We start from the raw sequence: 21,202 nt of genomic DNA, 5'->3' as shown, positions 1-21,202 counted from the left end.
GCGTTCTTTTTGAAAAAATGGTCAATGAAACCAGAAATTTATTCTGGCTTTGCCAGTCTGGAACGATTGCAGCAATTTGAAAAAGAAAACCTCTGCTTTGTCTGTGATCCTTATTTAGCCGAATCTGACAGCTTAAAACGAATTTTAGGTTATGTAAAACGAACCAATACGGTCGAGATTTATTCTGATATTATACCGGATCCTCCGATTGAAACGGTAGTAGATGGAATCGAAAAAATGACAAAACACAAGCCAACTGTGGTTATCGCAGTTGGCGGGGGATCGGCGATTGATACAGCAAAAGCGATGCTTTTCTTCTACAAACGAACGACTGGCAATAAAGTGAAGCGATTTGTGGCTATCCCCACCACAAGCGGAACTGGATCGGAAGTAACCAGTGCTTCGGTAATCACCGATACACAAAACAAAATAAAATATCCGATTTTTCATGAAGCGATCATTCCTCACGAGGCGATTTTGGATGCAAGTTTGGTTATGTCTAGCCCGCCATCAGTTACGGCTTTTAGCGGACTAGATGTGTTAACACATGCACTTGAGTCATTAGCTTCAGTAAATCGAACCAATTACACAAACGCGTTAGCTGAAAAAGCGACGGAATTAGTTTTCCAATTTTTGCCGACGTGTGTGAATCAAGGAATGGAGCTGGATGCACGGATTCAAATGCATGAAGCCTCGACTTTGGCTGGTTTGGCTTTTGATGCTGCGGGCTTAGGTGTCTGTCACGCGATCGCTCATCAAGTAGGAGCGAATTTTAAAGTTCCTCATGGATTAGCCAATTCGATGCTGCTGCCTTACGTGATTCAAGCAAACAGCAAAGATAAAGAAACCAGAAAAAATTATGCAAGAATTTCTCGTAAGCTTGGTATATGTCCACCGAGTTTGCCGGACCATTTAGCAGTTTCAAATCTTGCTCAGGCTGTTCAACAATTAGCGATCGAATGTAAAGCACCGATTAAGCTGAATAGTTTTGGAATCCAGGAAGAAGCTGCATTATCTGCTGAAGATGTTATCGCAAATAATGCATTAAATGACACGACATTTAAAACGAATCCAATTCAGTTTTCAGCGGAAGAAATCAAAGAAATTTATCGAAATATCATAAAATAATCATTATTCCTGACAAGAATTTATCACTTTGTAAGGGAGAAAACCGTTATAATGAAGATGAGTAAATTGTCGGGTGTCAGTTGCGAAAGTCAGAAAAAAGAATAAGGAGGTCTCATTATGAATAGTCCTGTATTTGGTGAATTTTTTGGTACGGTTGTTCTGATTCTTTTTGGTTCAGGTGTTGGGTGTTCTGTCAATTTGAAAGGTACTTTGGCAAAGGGCGTCGGAGCTAGTTGGTTATACATTGCAATGGGCTGGGGTGTTGCAGTTATGCTGGGTGTTTTAGCTAGTGGACATTTCGGTTCTCCAGGTCACTTGAATCCGGCAGTAACGATTGGATTTGCTGTTGCTGGTTCCTTTGAGTGGGGGCAAGTTGCACCATTCATCTTGGCTCAGGTTGCCGGTGCTTTTGTGGGGGCGTTGATTGCAGCGATCCACTTCTGGCCGCATTTTCAAAATACAACGGTTGAAGAAGGGAACAGCGTTGGGATTTTTGCTACTGGACCAGCAATTCCAAACACAGCATTAAACTTAGTTAGTGAAATCATTGCTACTTGTTTCTTCGTATTAGCGATTCAATTAATGCCAGCTGATATTCCTCCTGGTTTACAACCATTGATGCTTGTCTTCGTCTTGATCGGAATTGGTCTATCACTAGGATCAACCACTGGTTATGCCATCAACCCTTGTCGTGACTTTGGTCCGCGGTTGATGTATGCGTTGATGCCTATTCCGAATAAGGGTGATGCCAATTGGGGATACGCATGGATTCCGATCGTGGGTCCAATCATTGGTGCATGTATTGCGACCTTGTTAGTGAAAGGTATAGGATAAATTATAAAAAAGGATTCAAATGAATTCGTCTGATACTCAATGAGTAGCGGACGATTTCATTATTATTAAGGGGGGAAATTATGGCAAGTAAAATTATGTCGATCAATGCCGGTAGTTCCTCATTGAAGTTTCAAGTATTCGAAATGCCTGAGGAAACATTGTTAGTCAAAGGCTTATTTGAACGAATCGGTTTAGAAGAGGAAATGGGCTTTTCTTATTCATTGAAGGACGCAAAAGTAAAAACGACTATTAAAGGAAAAACCCATGAAGAGGCAATAGAATTTCTGTTGCATTTTTTACTGGAAAGAAATGTTTTAACCAGTTTGCAGGAGCTTTCTGGTGTAGGGCACCGTGTGGCTCACGGCGGTGAAGATTTCAAAAAATCTAGCTTAGTTGATTCGGATGCATTACAAAAAATCAAGGCGCTAGGAAAATTAGCCCCTTTGCATAATCCTGTGAATGTGGTCGGTATCGAGGCATTGCAAAAGGACTTGCCTGATTGTCCGCAAGTCGCTGTTTTTGATACCTCCTTTCATCAGACGATGGAGGCTAAAAATTATATCTATCCATTGCCTTATCGATTTTATGAAGAGGATAGTATCCGACGCTACGGCTTCCATGGAACCAGTCATCAATTTGTGGCGTCTGAAGCAGCTAATTGTCTTGAAAAACCGTTAGAGTCATTGAAGATTATTTCCTGCCATTTAGGAAACGGAGCAAGTATTTGTGGAATCAAGGACGGAAAATCGGTCATTACTTCAATGGGCTTTACTCCTTTGGCAGGTTTAATGATGGGCACGAGATGCGGTGACATCGACCCTTCGATTATTCCATTTTTGCAAAATGAGAAAAATCTTTCTGCTAATGATATGGATAAGCTAATGAATGCGGAATCAGGCTTCAAGGGCATCACAGGCTTTAGCAGTGATACGCGAGATATCATTACTGAGGCAGAAAAAGGAAATGACAGAGCAAAGCTTGCGCTGGATATGTTTGCTAGTCGTGTGAAGCAAACGATTGGTGCTTATGCGGCAGAGCTTGACGGTGTGGATGTCTTGATTTTCACTGCTGGAATTGGCGAGAATTCTTCCGTCATTCGAGAAATGGTTTGTGAGAATTTAACCTTCTTAGGAATTGAGCTGGACCCACAGATGAACCAGAAAAATAACAGAAGAATCAGTACTGAGACCTCTAAGGTAGAAGTGCTAGTAGTTGAAACAAATGAAGAATTAATGATCGTCAGAGATACGTATCATTTGATTTAATTGATTACTTTTACAGAAAACGACCTCCTATTCTAAAAGAATCGGGAGGTTGTTTCTTTGGATTGAAGCAGACAGGAAGTTATTGGTGTTCAAACGCGTGGGAAATCAAAAAACGACTTTTTAGAAGAAAGCATTGAATGGTAGAATAAAAGCGATAACGAAAGAGAACGGAGGGAAATGATTGGATAAAAAAGCCCTTGTAAATAAAAGCATCGACTATATTTTAGCTCATTTAGAAGAACCGATCTCAATCGAGAATGTCGCAAACCAGCTATCTTTTTCAAAGTATTATTTTTGTCGTATGTTCAAAGAGGTGACTGGGGAAGGTGTTTATTCTTTTATCAAACGTCTAAAAGTCGAACAAAGTGCAATTGATCTAAAACTTCAAAAGGATAAGCGAATTACTGACATCGGATTGGATTACGGGTATAGTGCGTCTAATTACAGCTCCCTATTCAAAGAACATTATCAGCTTTCACCAAATGACTATCGAAAATCATTGGAAGCGTCGACGATTTCAAATCCTTTCTATCCTCAGAAGCAAGAAGTTTTGGACACCTTTGAAGATTATCAGAAGAAGGTTGAATTAAAAGAACTAAATGATTTAAATGTGATTTATGAGAGAATGCTGGGCAATTATGCGGAGTTGAAAAGTAGCTGGTCGGCGTTGGTCGAAGAGAATGGCTATTATGATGACACGACTGTGATGATCGAAAAATTCTATAATGATCCAGCCGTTGCGATCGATGGTCACAGTATTTGTGATCTATGCTTTACGCTTAATGAGGAAATCAAAGAGAAAAACACTATGGTGATAACCGGCGGCACGTATGCGATTTATCCGTATAAAGGTCAGATAGAAGACATTTTCCGAGTGATGCAGGGTTTTTTTAGGATCTGGCTTCCTGAAAGCAGCTATCAGATGCGTGAAAAATATGGGTTGACGATTTATCGTAAAATTGATTGGGAAAATGATTATGTACAGTTGGACATGTGCATTCCGGTTGAATAGAGCAAGAATTCAGAAGTCGACAAGAAGATTCTTTTCTACAATAGGATTATCTAAAACAGATAATTTATTGTAGAGGAGAATCTTTTTTTGAAAAAGGAGTGAGAGTATGGAAATGGTGATTCCACCTTATACTGGGCGATAACTATTTTGCCCAGAGAGGATGAGTGAAGTGCGAAAGGTAACTTGGACAGTGGCATGCTTAAAGACGCCCACAATCATTCGGCATTGTAAGAAATGCAATGAGGATACTGAATTTTCCTGTTCTGAAAGATTTCGGATCAATGCTCAAGGGAAATATTTGGATGTTTGGTTAATCTATAATTGTAAAAAATGTAAGACTAGCTGGAATTCAACCATTCTATCGAGAATTCATACGAATAAGCTAGACTCTGATTTGTTGGCTCTTTTTCAAGAGAATGATTCCGGACTTTCAAAAAAATACGGGACTGATAAAACCACCTTAAAGAAAAATGGTGTAGTGGTTCGAACGATTGACTACGAGGTGTTGGGGGATCTATTTGAACTAGACGAGGAAGTCGTTGTAACAATTCAATCGGATTATCCATTGGACATCAAGCTCTTCAAGATTTTGAAAGAAAAATTGAACTTATCAAACAATGAGCTGAAGCAGCTAATTTCGAAAGGGAAGATTATTGGCTTATCTAATGAATGTTTCAAAGAGAAGCTGCGGAGTCGACAGACGATTCTATTTAATCTTAAAAAGGAGTCAATCAATGCCTAAGATGAAATCCCATCGTGGACTGAAAAAGCGAGTGAAATTAACGGGGAATGGAAAAAATAAAAAAGGGAAAAGTCGCTCGGCTTATATAGATAAGGCAAATTTGCCCGCTGTTAAAAAAAGATTACTAAGCTAGATGAACACAATATAAAACTCTGCGAAAAAATCATCGAATGATTCTCGCAGAGTTTTTCTTTCTATTGTAGCAAACTGTCGATCAGTTCTGGACGCGGATTGGATAAGACGATTTTATTAATGAGCATCGCTTGATCTTGTGCACCATTTGCTCCAGCCTCGACAGCAGCTTTGACCGCGGCAACATCTCCTGTAAGTACAACGAAAGATTTTCCAGCAATTCCTGTCCCAAGTTGAATCGCTAAGAGCTCAACGTCGGCGGCTTTTACAGCAAAATCAGCGGCGATGATTGAGCCTGTAGCTGAATAGTATTCCAAAACACCGACTGCATGAACTTTTTCTGGAACTTGAGCCATATTGATGGCATGAATCACTGCCGGATTAATACGAGGAATTAACAGCTCTCCAACGACATAGCGCCCTCCCAGTTCAACACCAACTTCCATAGAGCGTTCAATCGCTGCCACCTGTCCGCAGATCATAATATAGTATTTTCCAGGACAACTCGCTCGGGCCATAATCAAGGTGGCATCAGCGGCTTTTAGCATGTAGTCAACGACTTCGATTCCTTTCGCGATACTGTTTAATTCCAAAAAGCCAATCGTATCCATTATTTTCATTAGTTGTCCCTTCTTTCAATAGTAATACTAGCGCTAACAGCTGTAACAATGCCATCAATGCTGGCATGAATATCTGCACCTAAAGCTTTTTCTGGCTTTCTGCCGATCAGCTCTCCTGCTCTGACTCGATCCCCGATCTGTAAGACTGGTTCGCAAGGAGCCCCTATGTGCATTCTTAGGGGAATTCTAACCTGTTTCGGTTCATATTTCTGAAGCTTTTCGATAGTAAAATCAGCATACTGCTTAAGCCCATCCTTCAATAAGATTTTCACTGGTGGAACCAGCTGATAGTCTCGCATAGGTGAAGGCGTGAGTGGCCGTTCATCTTTCTTATAACGGATACCTTTTTCCGCTAAACGTTGTTTGACATACTTATTTACTTGCCTTGGTAAAAGTCCCATTGGACAGGCAATTGTTTCACAAATTCCACATTCGCAGCAAAGCAGCGCTTCTTTCCATATTGGATCATCATCGATATCATCTGGGACATCAGTGATCGTCAAATGCCGCATCACACGGTGAGGATGGATCGGATGACCAATTTGATAACGAGGACAAAGCTCCGTACATAAGCGACATTGAATACAGGAGGTCCGCGCCTTGTTGATCATTTGGGGAATTTCTTTTTCATGGAGTTCATAAATGAAATCCCGCTTCTCCATAATAATGATTCCGGAAGTTGTTTTCGTGACGACTTGTTGAGAGAAATCTTCTTTTGTTCCGGTTTTCCCCATCATTGGTCCGCCGTTAATAAACATGAAATCATCTAAGGTCGTGCCGCCAGCTAAAGCTAAGCACTCATCAAAAGAAGTACCGATGGGAACTTCCAAAATTTTCGGCTCTCTGACAGCACCAGTGATAGTCAGCAGTTTATGAGTGACGTTTTTTCCCTGTCGTGCTTGATAGATATTCAGCATGGTGGCGATGTTTGAGATAACACAGCCGACCTCAATGGGAATTCCACCAGGTGGAACTGTTCGCCCAGTGACCTCATAGACCATAATCTGTTCATCGCCAGCTGGATAAAAGTTCTTCATTTTGAAGATCGTGACAGGAGCCCCTAATTCTTGAATGGCTTTTTCAAGGGTGGCGATTTCTTTCGTATAGTAGGCCTTAGTCGCTATTACGATATGTTGCGCCTCCAGCATTTCACCGACTGCTGCGATGGCCTCAACACATTCCTTAGCATAGTTGTTCATTACATAATGGTCGGTTTTAAGTAGCGGTTCGCACTCCGCTGCGTTGATAATGAAATATTCCGTTTTGGTGTTGTACTTAACAGCAGTCGGAAAGCCCGCACCGCCGCAACCGACAATCCCAGCCGTAGTGATTTGATCCAATAGCATATTCGTTCCTCATTTCTTTAGACTAAAATAAGAGCGATTTCATTTGTTGCGAGTAATTGCGTTAAAAAATTGTTTCGGGTGGTACGGATCAGCTGGCAGGCTTCCTCAGGTGTGGTTAGCAGCTGTCTGTTTTTCAACAGTTTCTGTGCCAGCATCATAGAGAGTCCCTTGGCTAAAAAGCTTTCTTGTGGATTGATTAAACTGTCAAAATCAGGGAATTCTCCTAAATTTGCGATTCGATTGATGTTAGCCATTGCCAGATAACCAAGCGAGTCTTGAAGAATCTCTAAAAACCGTTCCTGTTGATCACCTTTGATATGATCAGAAAAATAAGTGAAGTATGTTTGGTACGTATCCTTGATTACCTGCAGCAAATCCGAACACATGGATTCATTACCTCTAATAGTGAATGCCGAATATTGTGACAGGATATTTGCCAAGAAGTACCCAATGTCATACGAAAAGGGGCCCGTCATGGTGTATTCCATATCAATAACCTTAAAGGATGTTTGTGAAACAAAAATATTAGAAGAATGAAAATCACCGTGGATCAAGCATTCATCTTTACTAGACACGCGTTCAATCAATTCTTCCCAATCCCGCTTAACTGCGGCATCCTGCAAAATAGTGTCCAAGATGTCTAATAGTCCTTCTTGATGGGAAGTCAACGCTTGATTCGTTCTAACCGGCGGCTTCAAAATAAAATCGGTAATGATCTTTCGCATGTCAGCATTTTTAAAATAGCTTGCTAAGGCTTGCCAATGCTCTTCAGACAACCGCAGCTTAGAGGTTGCTACATGCGTTCGAGCAAGGTATTCTCCGACTTGTTTTCCTAACCGCGGCAGCTGTTCACCTCGACAAAGGGCAAAACGCAGAACGGTCAGGTAAGAAAGATCCTCCATAATAAATAAATGTGCCGCTGGGTCCGCATAGTAGGTTTCTGGAACCATCTGAGGAGCTAAACCTGCCCGCAATTGATAGGTCATATATTCCAAATAATTCCGCTTTGGGTCAATTGGAGCAAGGGAGATGCCGCTGGAAATCGTCTTTTTCGAATGTTTGGCAATGTATTTTTTATTTCCCTGTTTTAGAACATAGAGATAATTTAAATAGCCATCAACGTATTTGTCTTTTTCGTTGGAAAGAGCGGACACGATGAGGGGACTAGATTGATCAAAAAGTTTGGTTCGCTGAAGCAAATAATTGGCAAGAGTGTGCTCACTAATCTCCATCGTTTTCCTCCTGTTCGAGCAATCATTATTCTCGGAATTTCATGCGTTACCAACATGTCAGTGGTGCTCGCAGAAATCCTATCCTATCAATAATTTTATCGAATCTTACAGTGAAAATATATAATAAAAATATGCACACTAAAGGCTTTCCCCCAAAAGCCCTTGAGCGCTTGGATCAGAGGAAATCGTTGAAAAAAGTGAGCAAAAAAATACAATAAAAAAAACCGTTCTCGAAACGAAAACGGTTAGAGTACATACATAGATTCTTCAAAATCCTCCACGTAATAACGGAAATTTTTTCTTCCTCGGCGAACGATTTTGTGCCCTTCAGCCTCGAGTTTTTCGATCTGCGCCTCCACGCCGCCAGGAAATTTCGGGTTGATTTCTCCTTTGGCCTTCAGTGTTCGCCAGTAGGGTGTGGGATCAGTGTCGCGTTGCTCGCTAGCCCAAGCTGCGATAGAGATGAAGGCACCGGCTGTGATGGGCTCGGTAAAGTCGCCGTCATTTTCTTTTGCCAGATGCTCTCTGATGGCACTTGTTGTGATAATTTTGCCAAAAGGAATTTGTTTCATGATGGCATCGTAATCCAGTGGTGGGGCAAAGTACATCTTTGTTCCGCCGTAGCGTTTAATCGTGGCTTCATCGGTTACGATCTGCATTTTCGGCATTCCTTTATCTTCGTTTAGCATGGCATTAAAATCCTTTTGATCCTCATTTGCCATGAGATTCGCCTCCTAACTTCTTTATGAATAAGGTAGTCATTACGCGCGCAATTCCTACCTATAGTGTACCGAGTTTAAAATGACCCTGCAATGAGACAGTTTATTTTTTTTGAAAAATAGTTGTGACGTTTTTATCTAATGTTTGAGTAGTTGAGACAATGATCAATTCTTCGACTGAGGATAAAAGGGCGCAGGTCAAAAGAACGATCCCAAAGGTTTTGATTGCAATGAGTAATAGTATAATCGGTGATAAAAAGAGCAACAGACCGGTTAACTTGTTTAAGTAAGTATGCAGACTTGTGAACTGATGAAAACGAAAATAGCCGATCACATAGGAAATACAGCGAATGAGCGCTACTGTTAACGCGCCCCAAAGAAGAAAAGCTGGAAGCGTGATTGTCAGTACAACCTTTGCGATGACGACGAGAAAGAAAAGTAAATCGGCCAGACTATCTAAAAACGTACCAAAGGGGCTTGTCCAGTTCATTTTGCGGGCTAACCAACCGTCAAGCATATCCGTCAGTCCAGCAAAAAAATAAAGTGGAAAGAACCATTTATTTGGTACAAAGAGAATTAGTAGCGAGGCGAGGATTCGTAAACAGGTAATAATGTTTGGAATGAATTTCATATAGGACTCCTTCTTAAATACAAGCATAAAAAAATAATTTCTATTATTTCGTCTTTACTAACCCTACTGAAGGTAGTGGATGAACAAATAAATTAGGATCTTTTCAGAAATATAACTTAACTTTATCATGATCTTAGCTAGTTTGAAATCAAACTGAAATCAGAATGCAATGATTTTGTGCTATTTTTGATAAAAAGGGTAAAGAGGAGTGCGAAATGACAACAACATTGATTATTGATCATCCCTGGAAGGAAAGCTTTAATCATGCTGTCTTGAACAAGCTGATCGCTGGGTTGGAGCAAGATCAGAAAATCTATCAGGTGATCGATTTAAATAAGGACGGCTTTGATCCAGTCATGAAGGAAGAAGAGTTGGCAGTTTATCAAAGCGGTTCGGTTTTAGATCCATTGGTTTTGCATTATATGAATTTGTTGAAGGTAACCACTCAGCTGGTTCTGATCTTTCCGATTTGGTGGTATAGCTCACCCGCAAGTTTAAAGGGCTTTCTTGATAAGGTGCTGTTAAATGAATTCGCTTTTTTTGATGGTGGAAATGGGATTCAGCCGCTTTTATCGGTTGATTCGGTGGTCGTTTTTACTACCTCTGATCAGCCAACGGTCAGCTTAGAGCAGCGGTGTACCCGCAGTTATAAGCATCAGTTGACGACGACATTAGAAGATATCGGCATGCGTAATATTTCCTGGTACCATCTAGGAGCTGTTAAAAATACTACTGAGGAAGAACGAATCGAATATTTAGATTCGGTTTACGAGAAATTATAAAGAAACTTCGAGGCTCTCTCTATGTCAGAAAAGCCTCGAAGTTTTTTTATTTTTTAGTTAGTTTGGCTAATATAGCGTCAACTTGAGTCAGTTCTTCTTTACTAAAGTCTAAATGATCTAAGGCTTTCAGGTTATCTTCTAATTGACTGACGCGTGACGCGCCAATCAAGACACTCGTAACGGTCGGTTGACGCAAGTTCCAGGCTAAGGCCATTTCTGCCAATGTCTGCCCGCGTTTTTCAGCAATGTCATTTAGTTGTTTAACCACCTCTATGGTAGATTGAACGTTGTCTTCTGTTAAGAAAGGACTATCTGAACGATGCGCGCGGGAATCTTCGGGAATACCGTGTAAATAGCGATTTGTCAACAGGCCTTGCGCCAAGGGACTGAAGGTGATCGTACCTATTCCTTCCTCTGCTAAAACATCGGTCAATCCATCTTCGATCCAACGGTCGAACATATTGTATCGTGGTTGATGAATGATAAAAGGTGTTCTTAGTTCTTGGAAAATCTTGCTGATTTCAGCTGTTTGTTCCGCGGAATAATTTGAAACCCCAACATATAAGGTTTTCCCCTGACGAACTAGCTGATCTAATGCCAGCGCGGTTTCTTCTAAAGGCGTGTCAGGATCTGGTCGGTGAGAATAGAAAATGTCTACATAATCAAGTCCCATACGCTTCAAGCTCTGCTCACAGCTGGCGATGATGGACTTTCGGGAACCCCATTCACCATAAGGTCCCGGCCACATATAATAGCCGGCTTTTGAAGAGATGATTAGCTCATCACGATATGGAAACAGGTCTTCCTTCAAGATTCGTCCGAAATTGATTTCTGCCGAACCTGCAGGTGGCCCATAATTATTTGCTAAATCGAAGTGAGTAATTCCATGATCGAAGGCGGCTCGAACAATGGCCCGCTGATTGTCCAAAGTGTCAACATCGCCAAAATTATGCCACAAGCCTAAAGAAATCGCGGGAAGTTTCAAACCGGATTTTCCTAAACGTCGATAATCCATTTTCTCATAGCGTTGTTCATTTGCTAAATACATAATTGACCTCCTAAGAAACAAATTTTCACGTTCTTTAAAACGCTTACTTCTGATTATCCGCTTTTTTCAACGATTGTAAAGAAAGAGAGCTGATTATAAGTGAGACAGAAAAAAATTTTTTATAAAAGTGATGATCTTTTTATGATTTATTAGGTGATTATAAGAAATTCATCAAATTCTCAAAAGTTTCTTTAAGTTTTCACTCGAACTCCCTGAGTTGGACTTGCGTCAGTTTCTTTTTATCGTTACACTGGCTAAGATATAAAAGAAAGATGAGGATTATTTTTTTATGGAAAACGAAAAAGTTACACAGCCGAATAAAAGCGACTGGTTTTTACGCTTCATCAAAGGGATGTTCATCGGCTCTGGATTTATTTTACCGGGTGTCAGCGGCGGGGCGTTGGCAGCAGTATTTGGTATTTATGAACGAATTATTTCTTTTTTAGCCCACATTACTAAGAACTTTAAAGAAAATGTTTTGTTCTTTATTCCTGTTGGGCTGGGCGGATTAGCCGGAGTTTTCGTGTTATCCTTTGCTGTCAGCTTTTTACTTGGCGAATTTGAAACGATCATGCTATGGTTCTTCGTTGGCTGTATTATTGGAACGGTTCCTGCGTTATGGAAAGAAGCGGGAAAAAAAGGTCGAGATACCAAAGATTATATAATTATCGTCGTTAGTTTTGTGGTTGGTTTCTTATTCTTGTGGAAGGGTTCCAGCTTGTTTGGAACTGTGGATCAAAACTTCTTTACTTGGATGATCGCGGGGGCATTGATTGGATTAGGTCTGATCGTTCCGGGACTAAGCCCTTCAAATTTTTTGGTTTATATGGGTATGTATAAATCGATGGCTGATGGCTTCAAAACGGTGGATATGGGTGTAATTATCCCGATCGGAATCGGTGGATTGGTTACGGTTTTAAGCTTATCTAAAGTAATGGACTGGGTGTTCAGCCATTTTTATGCACCGATGTATCATTTTATTTTAGGAATTGTTTTTGCTTCGACCGTTATGATTGTGCCGACTGATTATAGCGGAATCGGCATCCTTGGATTCCTTGGTTGCGCGGTTTTATGTATTTTAGGTGCTGCTTTAGGATGGTGGATGAGCCGACTGGAAGAACGTTACGTTCCAGAAGATTAGAAAAAAATTTGAATTTAGGGCTTGCATTTTTGATGAGAAGTCTTTAATATAGTGTTAAGCATTTGGAATAGTAATAAATTTTATCGGCAGCAGAGAGTTGATTCACCGTCTGAAAGATCAACACGCCCTCTGGAATTTATGAACCTACCAAAGTTGATTGCTGTGAAAGCAGCACGCGACTCTAGCGTTATTGGAGCTGAAAGTTGGGTCAACAAGTTTTGACCAAGCAAGGTGGTACCGCGAAATTATCCGTTTCGTCCTTACAATTATGTAGGGATGGAACGGTTTTTTTATTTTTATTTTCTAGGAGGATGCATGAATGACAAACTTACAAAAAGAAGATTTTTCTAAATGGTATTTACAAACAATTCAAAAAGCTGACTTGATGGATTATTCACCTGTTCGTGGCTGTATCATCTTTAAAGCTGATGGTTGGGAATTATGGGAACATATTCAAGAGGACTTTAACAAATACCTAAAAACCCAAGATATTCGTAATGTTTATTTCCCAATGCTGATTCCTAAACATTTCTTGGAAAAAGAAGAAGAGCACGTAGAAGGCTTCGCCCCTGAGTTGCCTTGGTTAACAAAAGTAGGCGATGAAGAATTGGAAGAACCATACGCGTTACGTCCGACATCTGAAACCTTGATCGGAGATGCATTCTCGAATTGGATTAATTCTTACCGTGATCTTCCTTACGAAATCAATCAATGGGCAAATGTCTTCCGCTGGGAGAAAAAGACCATGCCATTCTTGCGTACATCAGAATTCTTATGGCAAGAAGGACATACGGCTCATGAATCAGAAGAAAATGCACGTGAGCGTACAATGGGTGTGTTAGAAGCCTATGCAACCTTGATCGAAAATACGTTAGCAATTCCTGTTTACCGTGGACAAAAAACACCATCTGAACGTTTTGCTGGTGCTGTAGATACTTATTCTGTAGAGGCAATGATGCGTGACGGGAAAGCCGTCCAAGCAGGAACGTCTCATTACCTTGGTCAAAACTTTGCGGAAGCCTTTGATATTAAATTTTTAAACCGCAACAATGAGCACGAATTCGTGTATACAACTTCTTGGGGGATTTCGACACGTTTGATTGGATCATTGATTATGGTTCACGGTGACGAACAAGGATTAGTATTACCACCAAAGGTTGCACCAACACAAGTTATTTTAGTACCAGTTGGACCTTGGCAAAAGAACCCAGAAATCTTAGATCGCTTGAAGGAATTAAAAGTAGCCTTAGCAGCAAAAGGTTTACGTGTTCGTATTGATACTACGGATAATACACCAGGTTACAAATTCAACGAGTGGGAATTGAAGGGTGCAGCATTACGTGTCGAATTTGGCCCACGTGATCTAGAAAATAATCAAGCCGTTATCAAAATGCGTGACTTAGATGATAAGGAATCCGTTTCATTAGACGGTATTGAAGATTATATTGTAGAACAATTAGATGTCATGCAAGAACGTTTATTCGAAAGTGCGCAAAAACGTTACACCGAAAACGAGCACACTGACATCGACACATTAGATGAATTGAAGGCCCATATCGAAAAATCAAAAGAAGCTGGCGAAGTTCCAGGCTTTGTCTTGATCGGATGGGACGGTACCGAAGAAACAGAAGCTAAGATCAAAGAAGAAACTGGCTTCACGACGCGAAATATTCCATTTAACCCGCCTGTTGAAAAAACAGTCGACATCGTTAGTGGAAAACCTGCGAAGCATACCGTTTGGATTGCTCGCGCATACTAATTTGAGGAAGTCCGCAACAGAATCACTTTTTATATAAAATGAGTTTTTGCAATTACTGTTAAATCAATCAGCCACCAGTAAGCAGGACGGTCGGGAATTTGGTTTCCCAAAAAGGTTGATCTGTGCGGTTATATTCTTAGAGCCTGAGGCGATCAAAGACATTTGATCGGCTCAGGCTTGTTTTTGCCAGTTCTGCTTTTCGCAGTGTTTTCAAAGAGAAAACTACATAAAGGTTTTGGGGAATAGTTAAATAGAAAGGTTTAGCAGAATCGTATGCATACGAAGATAAAGTCTTTTTTCCGGTTTTTGGAAAAAAGACTTCTTTACTTGTGAGCTAGCTATCAGTCTAACTTTTCGCAGTCGCTCAATGTTGGACGTGCTATTAAATTATCTGGACCCAATATTGATAGAAAAGCTTATTAGAATCGAATACTATCTAACGATTGAAAGTGATTAGGAGATGGAAGCGACTATCTTTTAATCACTTTTTTTGTGGGTAGAATGTCAACGTGTCCGAAGCCTGTTTGCAGCTAGTTGGAATCAATGCTATTGTTGAATGAAATAATAGACAGAGGAGGCCAATGATGAAAATTGTTGTACTAGATGGCTATGCGTTAAATCCTGGCGATTTAAGCTGGCAAGGTTTTGAAGAATTCGGTGAAGTGACTGTTTATGAGCGCACTTCTTTTACGGATAAAAGTGAAATTATTGAGCGAATCGGTGATGCGGAAGCGATATTGACAAATAAAACACCGATCGATGAGGAGATTTTGGCAGCCGTTCCTCAATTGAAATACATTGGAGTCATCGCGACTGGCTACAATGTGGTGGATATTGAAGCCGGTGAACAGCGGAATATACCAGTAACGAATATTCCAGCTTATGGAACGGATGCGGTGGCGCAATTTACTTTTGCCCTTTTATTAGAGATTGCCAACCAAGTAGGTGTCCATAATGTTTCTGTACATCAGGGAGAATGGCAAGAGAGTGTTGACTTCACGTATCAGAAAACGCCTTTGATGGAGCTTCAGGGCAAGACGTTGGGTCTGATAGGCTACGGAGAAATTGCTCAAGCGACAGCGGTAATTGCTCATGCGTTTAATATGAAGGTCATCTATTGGAATCACCGTCCAAAAGAAGCTCAGGCTGAATGGGCGCAGCAGGTTTCTATGGAGGAGCTTTATCAGCAGTCAGACATCATCAGTCTTCACGTACCGCAAACGGCAGAGACTCAAGAAATGATTAACCAAGAAAGTATCGCGAAGATGAAGGATGGCGTTATTTTGTTGAACACAGCTCGCGGCGGACTATTAGACGAAGCAGCGGTTGCTGAGGCTTTAAATGAAGGAAAAATATTTGCGGCAGGTGTCGATGTGGTCTCAAGCGAGCCGATGAAGAGAGACAATCCATTACTGACCGCTAAGAACTGTTTCATCACTCCGCATATTGCGTGGCGTCCGCTAGAAACGCGGGAACGCCTGATGGCTATTGCGGTGGATAATTTCGCTGCTTTTCTAGCTGGGAAAGAGAAAAATGTGGTAAATAAAAGAGCATGACGGATAATATCATGCTCTGTTTCTTCTATTTAAATAGTTGATCTATTTTGTCGTAGTCTTCAGTGGATAATCGGATATCGACCGCTTTGGCATTTGCCGATACTTGTTCTGGACGTTTTGCGCCAGGGATGACGACATCGATTTGTGGATGCTTCATATACCAAGCAAGAACCAATTGTGCCACAGTCGCATCGTAGGCTTTAGCGATTGGTTTTAATTGATCTACTTTTTCGATGATCTCAGTGAATCGTTTGCCATTGAAGTCAGGACGTTTGCTTCTTGGGTCGGATTCCTCAAAACGATCTTCTTTTTGATATTTTCCAGTCAATAAGCCGGAAGCTAGAGGAAAGTATGGAACAAAGCTGATTCTCTTTTCTTTCAGATAAGGGAAAAGCTCTTCCTCAAGTTCACGATGAATCAAGCTATAGCGTTCCTCAACAATATCGACATAACCGTCTTGGTTGGCTTCTTTTAATTGTTCTAATGAGAAGTTTGAAACACCAATCGCACGGATTTTTCCTTCTTCTTTCAGCTGATGCAGCGCAGCGATGGCTTCATTTTTTGGTGTTGCTTCATCTGGAAAATGAATGTAAAAAATATCGATATAAGTTGTTTGTAGTCTTTGGAGAGCTTCTTCTACAGATTTTCGCAGAAATTCTGGTGAGTTGTTGAATTGATAATTATTCTCTGGATCATGTGCGGCTTTTGTCGCAATAATAATGCGTGAGCGGTCAAATTCTGGCTCCTGTAAGACTTCACCGATCAACTCTTCTGAACGACCATAGCCATAAGCAAAAGCCGTATCTAAGACTGTAATTCCATTATTAATGGCTGTTCGGATCACATCTTTTCCAGTTTCGTCGTTTAAGTTTGGATGAATATTGTGTCCGCCGACAGCATTTGTTCCTAGACCTAAATCGCTTGCGTAAACGCGTGATTTTCCAATTCGTACATCTGACATATCGCATTCGCTCCTTTTTCTTACCACTGGAGAATTCCAATGGCTCTTCTTCTTCAAGTTTAAGATAAAGTTTTAAAAAAAGCGATTAATCTATTTTATTTGCTACCAAGCTTGAAAGTAGCGTATATTTTTCAGTCTAGTAACTATCATGGGAAAAGCGGCAACTTCTTTTTTATCACCGGAAATCACTTGACTTTCAAGTCTTTTTTTAGTAGCTTAAGAAGAGATAAAAACATCAATGAAACATCTAAGAAGGAACCAGTAAATTACGAAAAAACGTACAGAAAAAATTGCCTTGGCTGAAAGCAATTTCGTGAAAAGTAATTGAAAGACAGTCTGGAGATGAGCGCGTGCAAAGCCGCTCCGTTACGCAAGCGTTAATTGCTAGAGAAAAAGAGTGAAGCTCTTTTTAAAAATAGGTGGTACCGCGATATTTTCGCCCTTGTTCATTCGAGCAAGGGTTTTTTTGTCAGTTGTCAGTTCCGCTTTTCGCAGTGTAAAAGATCGATACATGTTCACTATTTTAAATGGAATGATTGATCGTGTTGTTTAGCGGAATGATATGCGTACGAAGATAGGTTCATTTTTTCGCTTTTTGGAAAAATGATTTCCACGATGTTGAGCTAGCTGCCGATCATATGCTTAATATCAAATGGAGAATAATTTGTAGAACAGTCTTATTAACTAATTAAATACATTAATATGAAAAAGGATTTCAGTTCCTCTTTTCCCAGTAATTATAGTCAGGAAAGAGGATAAAGATTTAACAAAGAATAAGTTGGAGAAGTTTAGAGGAATGTCATACGGCTTGAAAATCGAACTTATTTTTCTGGTAAGAAAAATAAATACATTAATATGAAAAAGGATTTCAGTTCCTCTTTTCCCAGTAATTATAGTTAGGAAAGAGAATGAAGATTTAACAAAAAATAAGTTGGAAAAGTTTAGAGGAATGTCATACGGCTTGAAAATCGAACTTATTTTTCTGGCAAGAAAAATAAATACATTAATATGAAAAAGGAGATATACCATGAGTTATCAACGACCAAAAGGAACCAATGATATTTTACCGGGAGAAAGTGAAAAATGGCAATTTGTTGAAGAAACAGCTCGGTTAGTATTTAATGATTACCAATATCAAGAAATTCGGACACCCATTTTTGAACATTACGAAGTGATTTCGCGCAGTGTCGGTGATACGACCGATATCGTTTCTAAGGAAATGTATGATTTCCATGATAAAGGAGATCGTCATGTGACCCTTCGCCCAGAAGGAACGGCACCGATCGTGCGTGCATATGTCGAAAATAAATTGTATGGACCAGAATTCAAGAAGCCTTACAAGGTTTATTACACTGGACCGATGTTCCGTTACGAACGTCCGCAAAAAGGTCGTTTGCGCCAATTCCATCAGATCGGCGTAGAGGCCTTTGGCAGTGAAAACCCAAGCTTGGATGTCGAAGTTATGGCGATGGCGATGGATTTCTTCAAACAATTAGGAATCAATCAATTACGTCTTGTGATCAATACGCTGGGGGATAAGGAAACACGGACAAATTATCGTCAAGCTCTGATCACCTATCTTGAAGCGCATGAAGAAGAGCTGAGCGAAGATTCACGTCGACGTTTGCATGAGAATCCACTGCGTGTGTTGGATAGTAAGGATCGCAAGGATCAGCCAATCGTGGCCGATGCACCAAGTATTTTGGATTATTTGAGTGATTACGCGAAGGAATACTTCGAAGGGGTTACGAAAACCTTGGAGTACTTAAATATTTCCTACGAAATCGATCACCGAATGGTTCGAGGATTGGATTATTACAATCATACAATCTTTGAAATCATGAGCGATGCTCCTGGAATGGGTGCACAAACAACTATATGCGGTGGTGGACGTTACGATGGTTTGGTAGAAGAGTTGGGCGGACCAGAGACACCTGGAATCGGATTTGCGATGGGAATTGAACGAATTCTATTAACGCTGGAACAAGAAGACGTGATGATTCCAAGCGCAGCAAGTCTGGATGCGTATGTTGTTGGTCTTGGTGAAGCAACAAATATGGAAAGCTTAAAAGTTGTTCAAGCGATTCGCGGTTTTGGTTTTTCTGCTGATCGTGACTTCATGAGACGTAAAGCGAAAGCTCAATTCAAAACGGCAGATAAGGAAGGGGCAAAGCTGGTCCTGACTTTAGGTGAGGATGAGTTGTCCAATGGGGTAATCAATGTGAAGGATTCAGCGACACGGGAAGAAAAGGCGTTTCCTTTAACGGATATCTATGAAGATTTTGCGGCGATCTATGATGAAATGACTATGCCGAAACTTGATTAATCGAAATAAATCTTACCTAATAAGGAAGATTACTTAAATAAATGGAGGAATGAAAAAATGGCTAGACGTACAGTCTATTGTGGACGAGTGTCCGAGGAGTATATGGATCAAAAGGTAACATTAAAAGGATGGGTACAAAAACGTCGTGATTTAGGCGGGTTGATTTTTATTGATTTGCGTGACCGTGAAGGTATTGTGCAGGTGGTCTTCAACCCAGAAGAATCGAAATCTGCTTGGGAAATTGCGGATCAATGCCGTAGTGAATATGTAGTTGAAATCACTGGTACAGTCATTCGTCGGGATGCTGGTGCGGTGAACAAAAAAATGGCAACCGGTGATTTTGAAGTCAAAGGTGAAGAAATTGTCATCCTAAATAGTGCCAAAACACCACCATTTTCAATTGAAGATGAACAAAATATCAGTGATGAAGTGCGTTTGAAATATCGTTATATGGATTTACGTCGTCCGAAGATGACACAAAACTTGATGATGCGCCATCGTTTGACGCAATCAGTTCGTCGTTTCTTGGACGATAATGACTTCTTAGATATTGAAACGCCATACTTGGCTAAATCTACGCCAGAAGGTGCTCGTGACTACTTGGTTCCTTCACGTGTTCATCCGGGACATTTTTATGCATTGCCGCAATCACCGCAAATTTTGAAGCAATTATTGATGACTGCTGGCTTTGATCGCTATTATCAAATCGTGCGTTGTTTCCGTGATGAAGATTTACGCGGGGATCGTCAGCCAGAATTTACTCAGATCGATATTGAAACAAGCTTTTTATCAGCAGAAGAAATCCAAGATTATACTGAAGCGATGATCGCACAAGTCATGAAAGATGTACGTGGTGTTGAAGTGACGTTGCCATTCCCACGAATCACTTGGGATGAGGCGATGGAACGCTATGGTTCTGATAAACCAGACACTCGTTTTGATATGGAATTGATTGATGTGACCGATATCGCTTCTGCCACAGATTTCAAAGTCTTCCGTATGGCTTCAGATAATGGCGGTGTCGTAAAGGCTTTAAATGCAAAAGGCGCAGCGGATAAATACTCTCGTAAAGAATTGGATCGCTTAGGTCAATTCGTTGGTCAATTCGGCGCTAAAGGTTTGGCTTGGATCAAGGTGGATGAGAACGGCGAATTAACTGGGCCGATCGCGAAATTCATGGGCGGTGTCAGTGATGAGTTGAAGAAAGCAACAAATGCCGAAGCAGGCGATGTCTTGATGTTTGCGGCTGATCAATTCTTAACAGCCGTAACAGCTTTAGGCGCGGTTCGTTCGAAAGTTGGGAAAGAATTAGGTCTGATTGATGAAGACCGTTTCGATTATCTGTGGGTAGTGGATTGGCCGCAATTTGAATTTGACCAAGAATTAGGTCGCTACGTTTCTGCTCACCATCCATTCACGATGCCGATGGAAAAAGATATCGAAAACTTGAAGGAGCATCCAGAGAAGGTCTATGCACAAGCCTATGATATCGTCTTGAACGGCTATGAATTAGGTGGCGGCTCACTACGTATCAATACCCGTGAACTGCAAGAGCAAGTCTTTGAAACATTAGGCTTCACTCGGGAAAGTGCCAATGAACAATTTGGCTTCTTGTTGGAAGCATTAGATTATGGCTTCCCTCCAATTGGTGGGATCGCACTTGGCTTGGATCGCTTTGCGATGCTGTTAGCAAATGAAGACAACATTCGTGAAGTCATTGCCTTTCCTAAAAATGGGAAAGCAGCAGAACCAATGACTGATGCACCAAGCACAGTGTCACCATTACAGCTTTACGAATTAAGTATCGATGTCACGAAAATCGAAGAGTAAAGTAGCCGACATTAATTTGCTGCTTTTCTAAAGTTTTTACGCGAACTCTAAGAATATACTAAGAGAAGCGCCTACCTCCATGGTGGGTGCTTTCTTTTTTTCATGAAAATACGTATAATGTGAGTGAAATTTTGAAAT

The 21,202-nt window shown here is 40.7% G+C and carries 19 protein-coding genes and 1 other annotated feature; of the genes, 12 read left to right on the top strand and 7 right to left on the bottom strand.

The features are described 5' to 3' along the window. Window positions 1–9: 9 nt before the first annotated feature. From AUF14_RS09065 to AUF14_RS09040, 6 genes are all read left to right on the top strand, one after another. Window positions 10–1,128, top strand: coding sequence for a 1-propanol dehydrogenase PduQ (locus tag AUF14_RS09065; protein ID WP_049219783.1), 1,119 nt, complete (start codon window positions 10–12; stop codon window positions 1,126–1,128). Window positions 1,129–1,245: 117 nt separating this feature from the next. Continuing rightward, on the top strand, window positions 1,246–1,962 hold the full coding sequence (locus tag AUF14_RS09060) for an MIP/aquaporin family protein (protein ID WP_016181470.1): 717 nt from the start codon (window positions 1,246–1,248) through the stop codon (window positions 1,960–1,962). An 80-nt stretch (window positions 1,963–2,042) separates the two neighbouring features. After that, window positions 2,043–3,227 (top strand): acetate/propionate family kinase, encoded by a 1,185-nt coding sequence (locus tag AUF14_RS09055; RefSeq protein WP_049219782.1) that lies wholly within the window; start codon window positions 2,043–2,045, stop codon window positions 3,225–3,227. 181 nt (window positions 3,228–3,408) lie between these two features. Next, window positions 3,409–4,239 (top strand): AraC family transcriptional regulator, encoded by an 831-nt coding sequence (locus AUF14_RS09050; protein WP_049219781.1) that lies wholly within the window; start codon window positions 3,409–3,411, stop codon window positions 4,237–4,239. Between the two features lie 169 nt (window positions 4,240–4,408). Then, complete coding sequence (locus AUF14_RS09045; protein ID WP_049219780.1) at window positions 4,409–4,981, top strand: DUF1062 domain-containing protein; 573 nt, start codon at window positions 4,409–4,411, stop codon at window positions 4,979–4,981. Then, the gene (locus tag AUF14_RS09040) at window positions 4,974–5,114 is read left to right on the top strand and encodes a 50S ribosomal protein L35 (RefSeq protein WP_016181474.1); all 141 of its coding nucleotides are present in this window, start codon (window positions 4,974–4,976) and stop codon (window positions 5,112–5,114) included. The genes AUF14_RS09045 and AUF14_RS09040 overlap by 8 nt, the downstream gene beginning before the upstream one ends. A 61-nt stretch (window positions 5,115–5,175) precedes the next feature. Here the strand turns inward: AUF14_RS09040 and AUF14_RS09035 are convergent, their stop codons facing one another. From AUF14_RS09035 to AUF14_RS09015, 5 genes are all read right to left on the bottom strand, one after another. Next, on the bottom strand, window positions 5,176–5,733 hold the full coding sequence (locus AUF14_RS09035) for a BMC domain-containing protein (protein ID WP_016181475.1): 558 nt from the start codon (window positions 5,731–5,733) through the stop codon (window positions 5,176–5,178). Further along, a complete protein-coding gene (locus AUF14_RS09030) occupies window positions 5,733–7,079 on the bottom strand; it encodes a 4Fe-4S dicluster domain-containing protein (RefSeq protein ID WP_049219779.1) in 1,347 nt (448 codons plus the stop codon). The genes AUF14_RS09035 and AUF14_RS09030 overlap by 1 nt, the downstream gene beginning before the upstream one ends. Before the next feature lie 17 nt (window positions 7,080–7,096). Next, a complete protein-coding gene (locus tag AUF14_RS09025) occupies window positions 7,097–8,311 on the bottom strand; it encodes a phosphotransferase (RefSeq protein ID WP_049219778.1) in 1,215 nt (404 codons plus the stop codon). A gap of 245 nt (window positions 8,312–8,556) precedes the next feature. Continuing rightward, complete coding sequence (locus AUF14_RS09020; RefSeq protein WP_049219777.1) at window positions 8,557–9,033, bottom strand: MGMT family protein; 477 nt, start codon at window positions 9,031–9,033, stop codon at window positions 8,557–8,559. A 100-nt stretch (window positions 9,034–9,133) separates the two neighbouring features. Next, window positions 9,134–9,661 carry a CDP-alcohol phosphatidyltransferase family protein gene (locus tag AUF14_RS09015; RefSeq protein WP_049219776.1) on the bottom strand — a complete coding sequence of 176 codons (528 nt, stop codon included), beginning with the start codon at window positions 9,659–9,661 and terminating at the stop codon, window positions 9,134–9,136. A 215-nt stretch (window positions 9,662–9,876) separates the two neighbouring features. Here AUF14_RS09015 and AUF14_RS09010 point away from each other — a divergent pair, with 215 nt between their 5' ends. Then, a complete protein-coding gene (locus tag AUF14_RS09010; RefSeq protein WP_049219775.1) occupies window positions 9,877–10,443 on the top strand; it encodes an NAD(P)H-dependent oxidoreductase in 567 nt (188 codons plus the stop codon). Between the two features lie 46 nt (window positions 10,444–10,489). On the opposite strand, the gene mgrA is transcribed toward AUF14_RS09010, so the two are convergent. Next, window positions 10,490–11,491, bottom strand: coding sequence for an L-glyceraldehyde 3-phosphate reductase (gene mgrA / locus AUF14_RS09005; RefSeq protein ID WP_049219774.1), 1,002 nt, complete (start codon window positions 11,489–11,491; stop codon window positions 10,490–10,492). 289 nt (window positions 11,492–11,780) lie between these two features. On the opposite strand from mgrA, the gene AUF14_RS09000 reads away from it, so the two are divergent. The 3 genes from AUF14_RS09000 to AUF14_RS08990 all read left to right on the top strand — a co-directional run bounded on the left by AUF14_RS09000 (window position 11,781) and on the right by AUF14_RS08990 (window position 15,947). After that, window positions 11,781–12,632 (top strand): DUF368 domain-containing protein, encoded by an 852-nt coding sequence (locus AUF14_RS09000; protein ID WP_049219773.1) that lies wholly within the window; start codon window positions 11,781–11,783, stop codon window positions 12,630–12,632. Between the two features lie 319 nt (window positions 12,633–12,951). Beyond that, window positions 12,952–14,391 (top strand): proline--tRNA ligase, encoded by a 1,440-nt coding sequence (gene proS, locus AUF14_RS08995; protein WP_048721089.1) that lies wholly within the window; start codon window positions 12,952–12,954, stop codon window positions 14,389–14,391. A gap of 584 nt (window positions 14,392–14,975) precedes the next feature. Continuing rightward, window positions 14,976–15,947: a D-2-hydroxyacid dehydrogenase gene (locus AUF14_RS08990; protein ID WP_102866009.1), complete on the top strand. Its 972-nt coding sequence runs from the start codon at window positions 14,976–14,978 to the stop codon at window positions 15,945–15,947. A 25-nt stretch (window positions 15,948–15,972) separates the two neighbouring features. On the opposite strand, the gene AUF14_RS08985 is transcribed toward AUF14_RS08990, so the two are convergent. Then, complete coding sequence (locus AUF14_RS08985; protein ID WP_049219769.1) at window positions 15,973–16,908, bottom strand: aldo/keto reductase; 936 nt, start codon at window positions 16,906–16,908, stop codon at window positions 15,973–15,975. Between the two features lie 240 nt (window positions 16,909–17,148). Continuing rightward, window positions 17,149–17,355: a binding site (T-box leader), on the top strand. A 580-nt stretch (window positions 17,356–17,935) separates the two neighbouring features. Between AUF14_RS08985 and hisS the strand changes: the two genes are divergently transcribed. Both hisS and aspS read left to right on the top strand, forming a co-directional pair. Beyond that, window positions 17,936–19,234 carry a histidine--tRNA ligase gene (hisS, locus tag AUF14_RS08980; protein ID WP_049221741.1) on the top strand — a complete coding sequence of 433 codons (1,299 nt, stop codon included), beginning with the start codon at window positions 17,936–17,938 and terminating at the stop codon, window positions 19,232–19,234. Window positions 19,235–19,291: 57 nt separating this feature from the next. Further along, window positions 19,292–21,064, top strand: coding sequence for an aspartate--tRNA ligase (aspS, locus tag AUF14_RS08975; RefSeq protein ID WP_048721097.1), 1,773 nt, complete (start codon window positions 19,292–19,294; stop codon window positions 21,062–21,064). Window positions 21,065–21,202: the final 138 nt, after the last annotated feature.

The sequence above is a fragment of the Enterococcus avium genome (assembly GCF_002891025.1).
Taxonomy (GTDB): Bacteria; Bacillota; Bacilli; order Lactobacillales; family Enterococcaceae; genus Enterococcus_A; species Enterococcus_A avium.
Note: the sequence above shows the minus strand (reverse complement) of the source record. Positions and strands in the feature narration are given on the sequence as shown.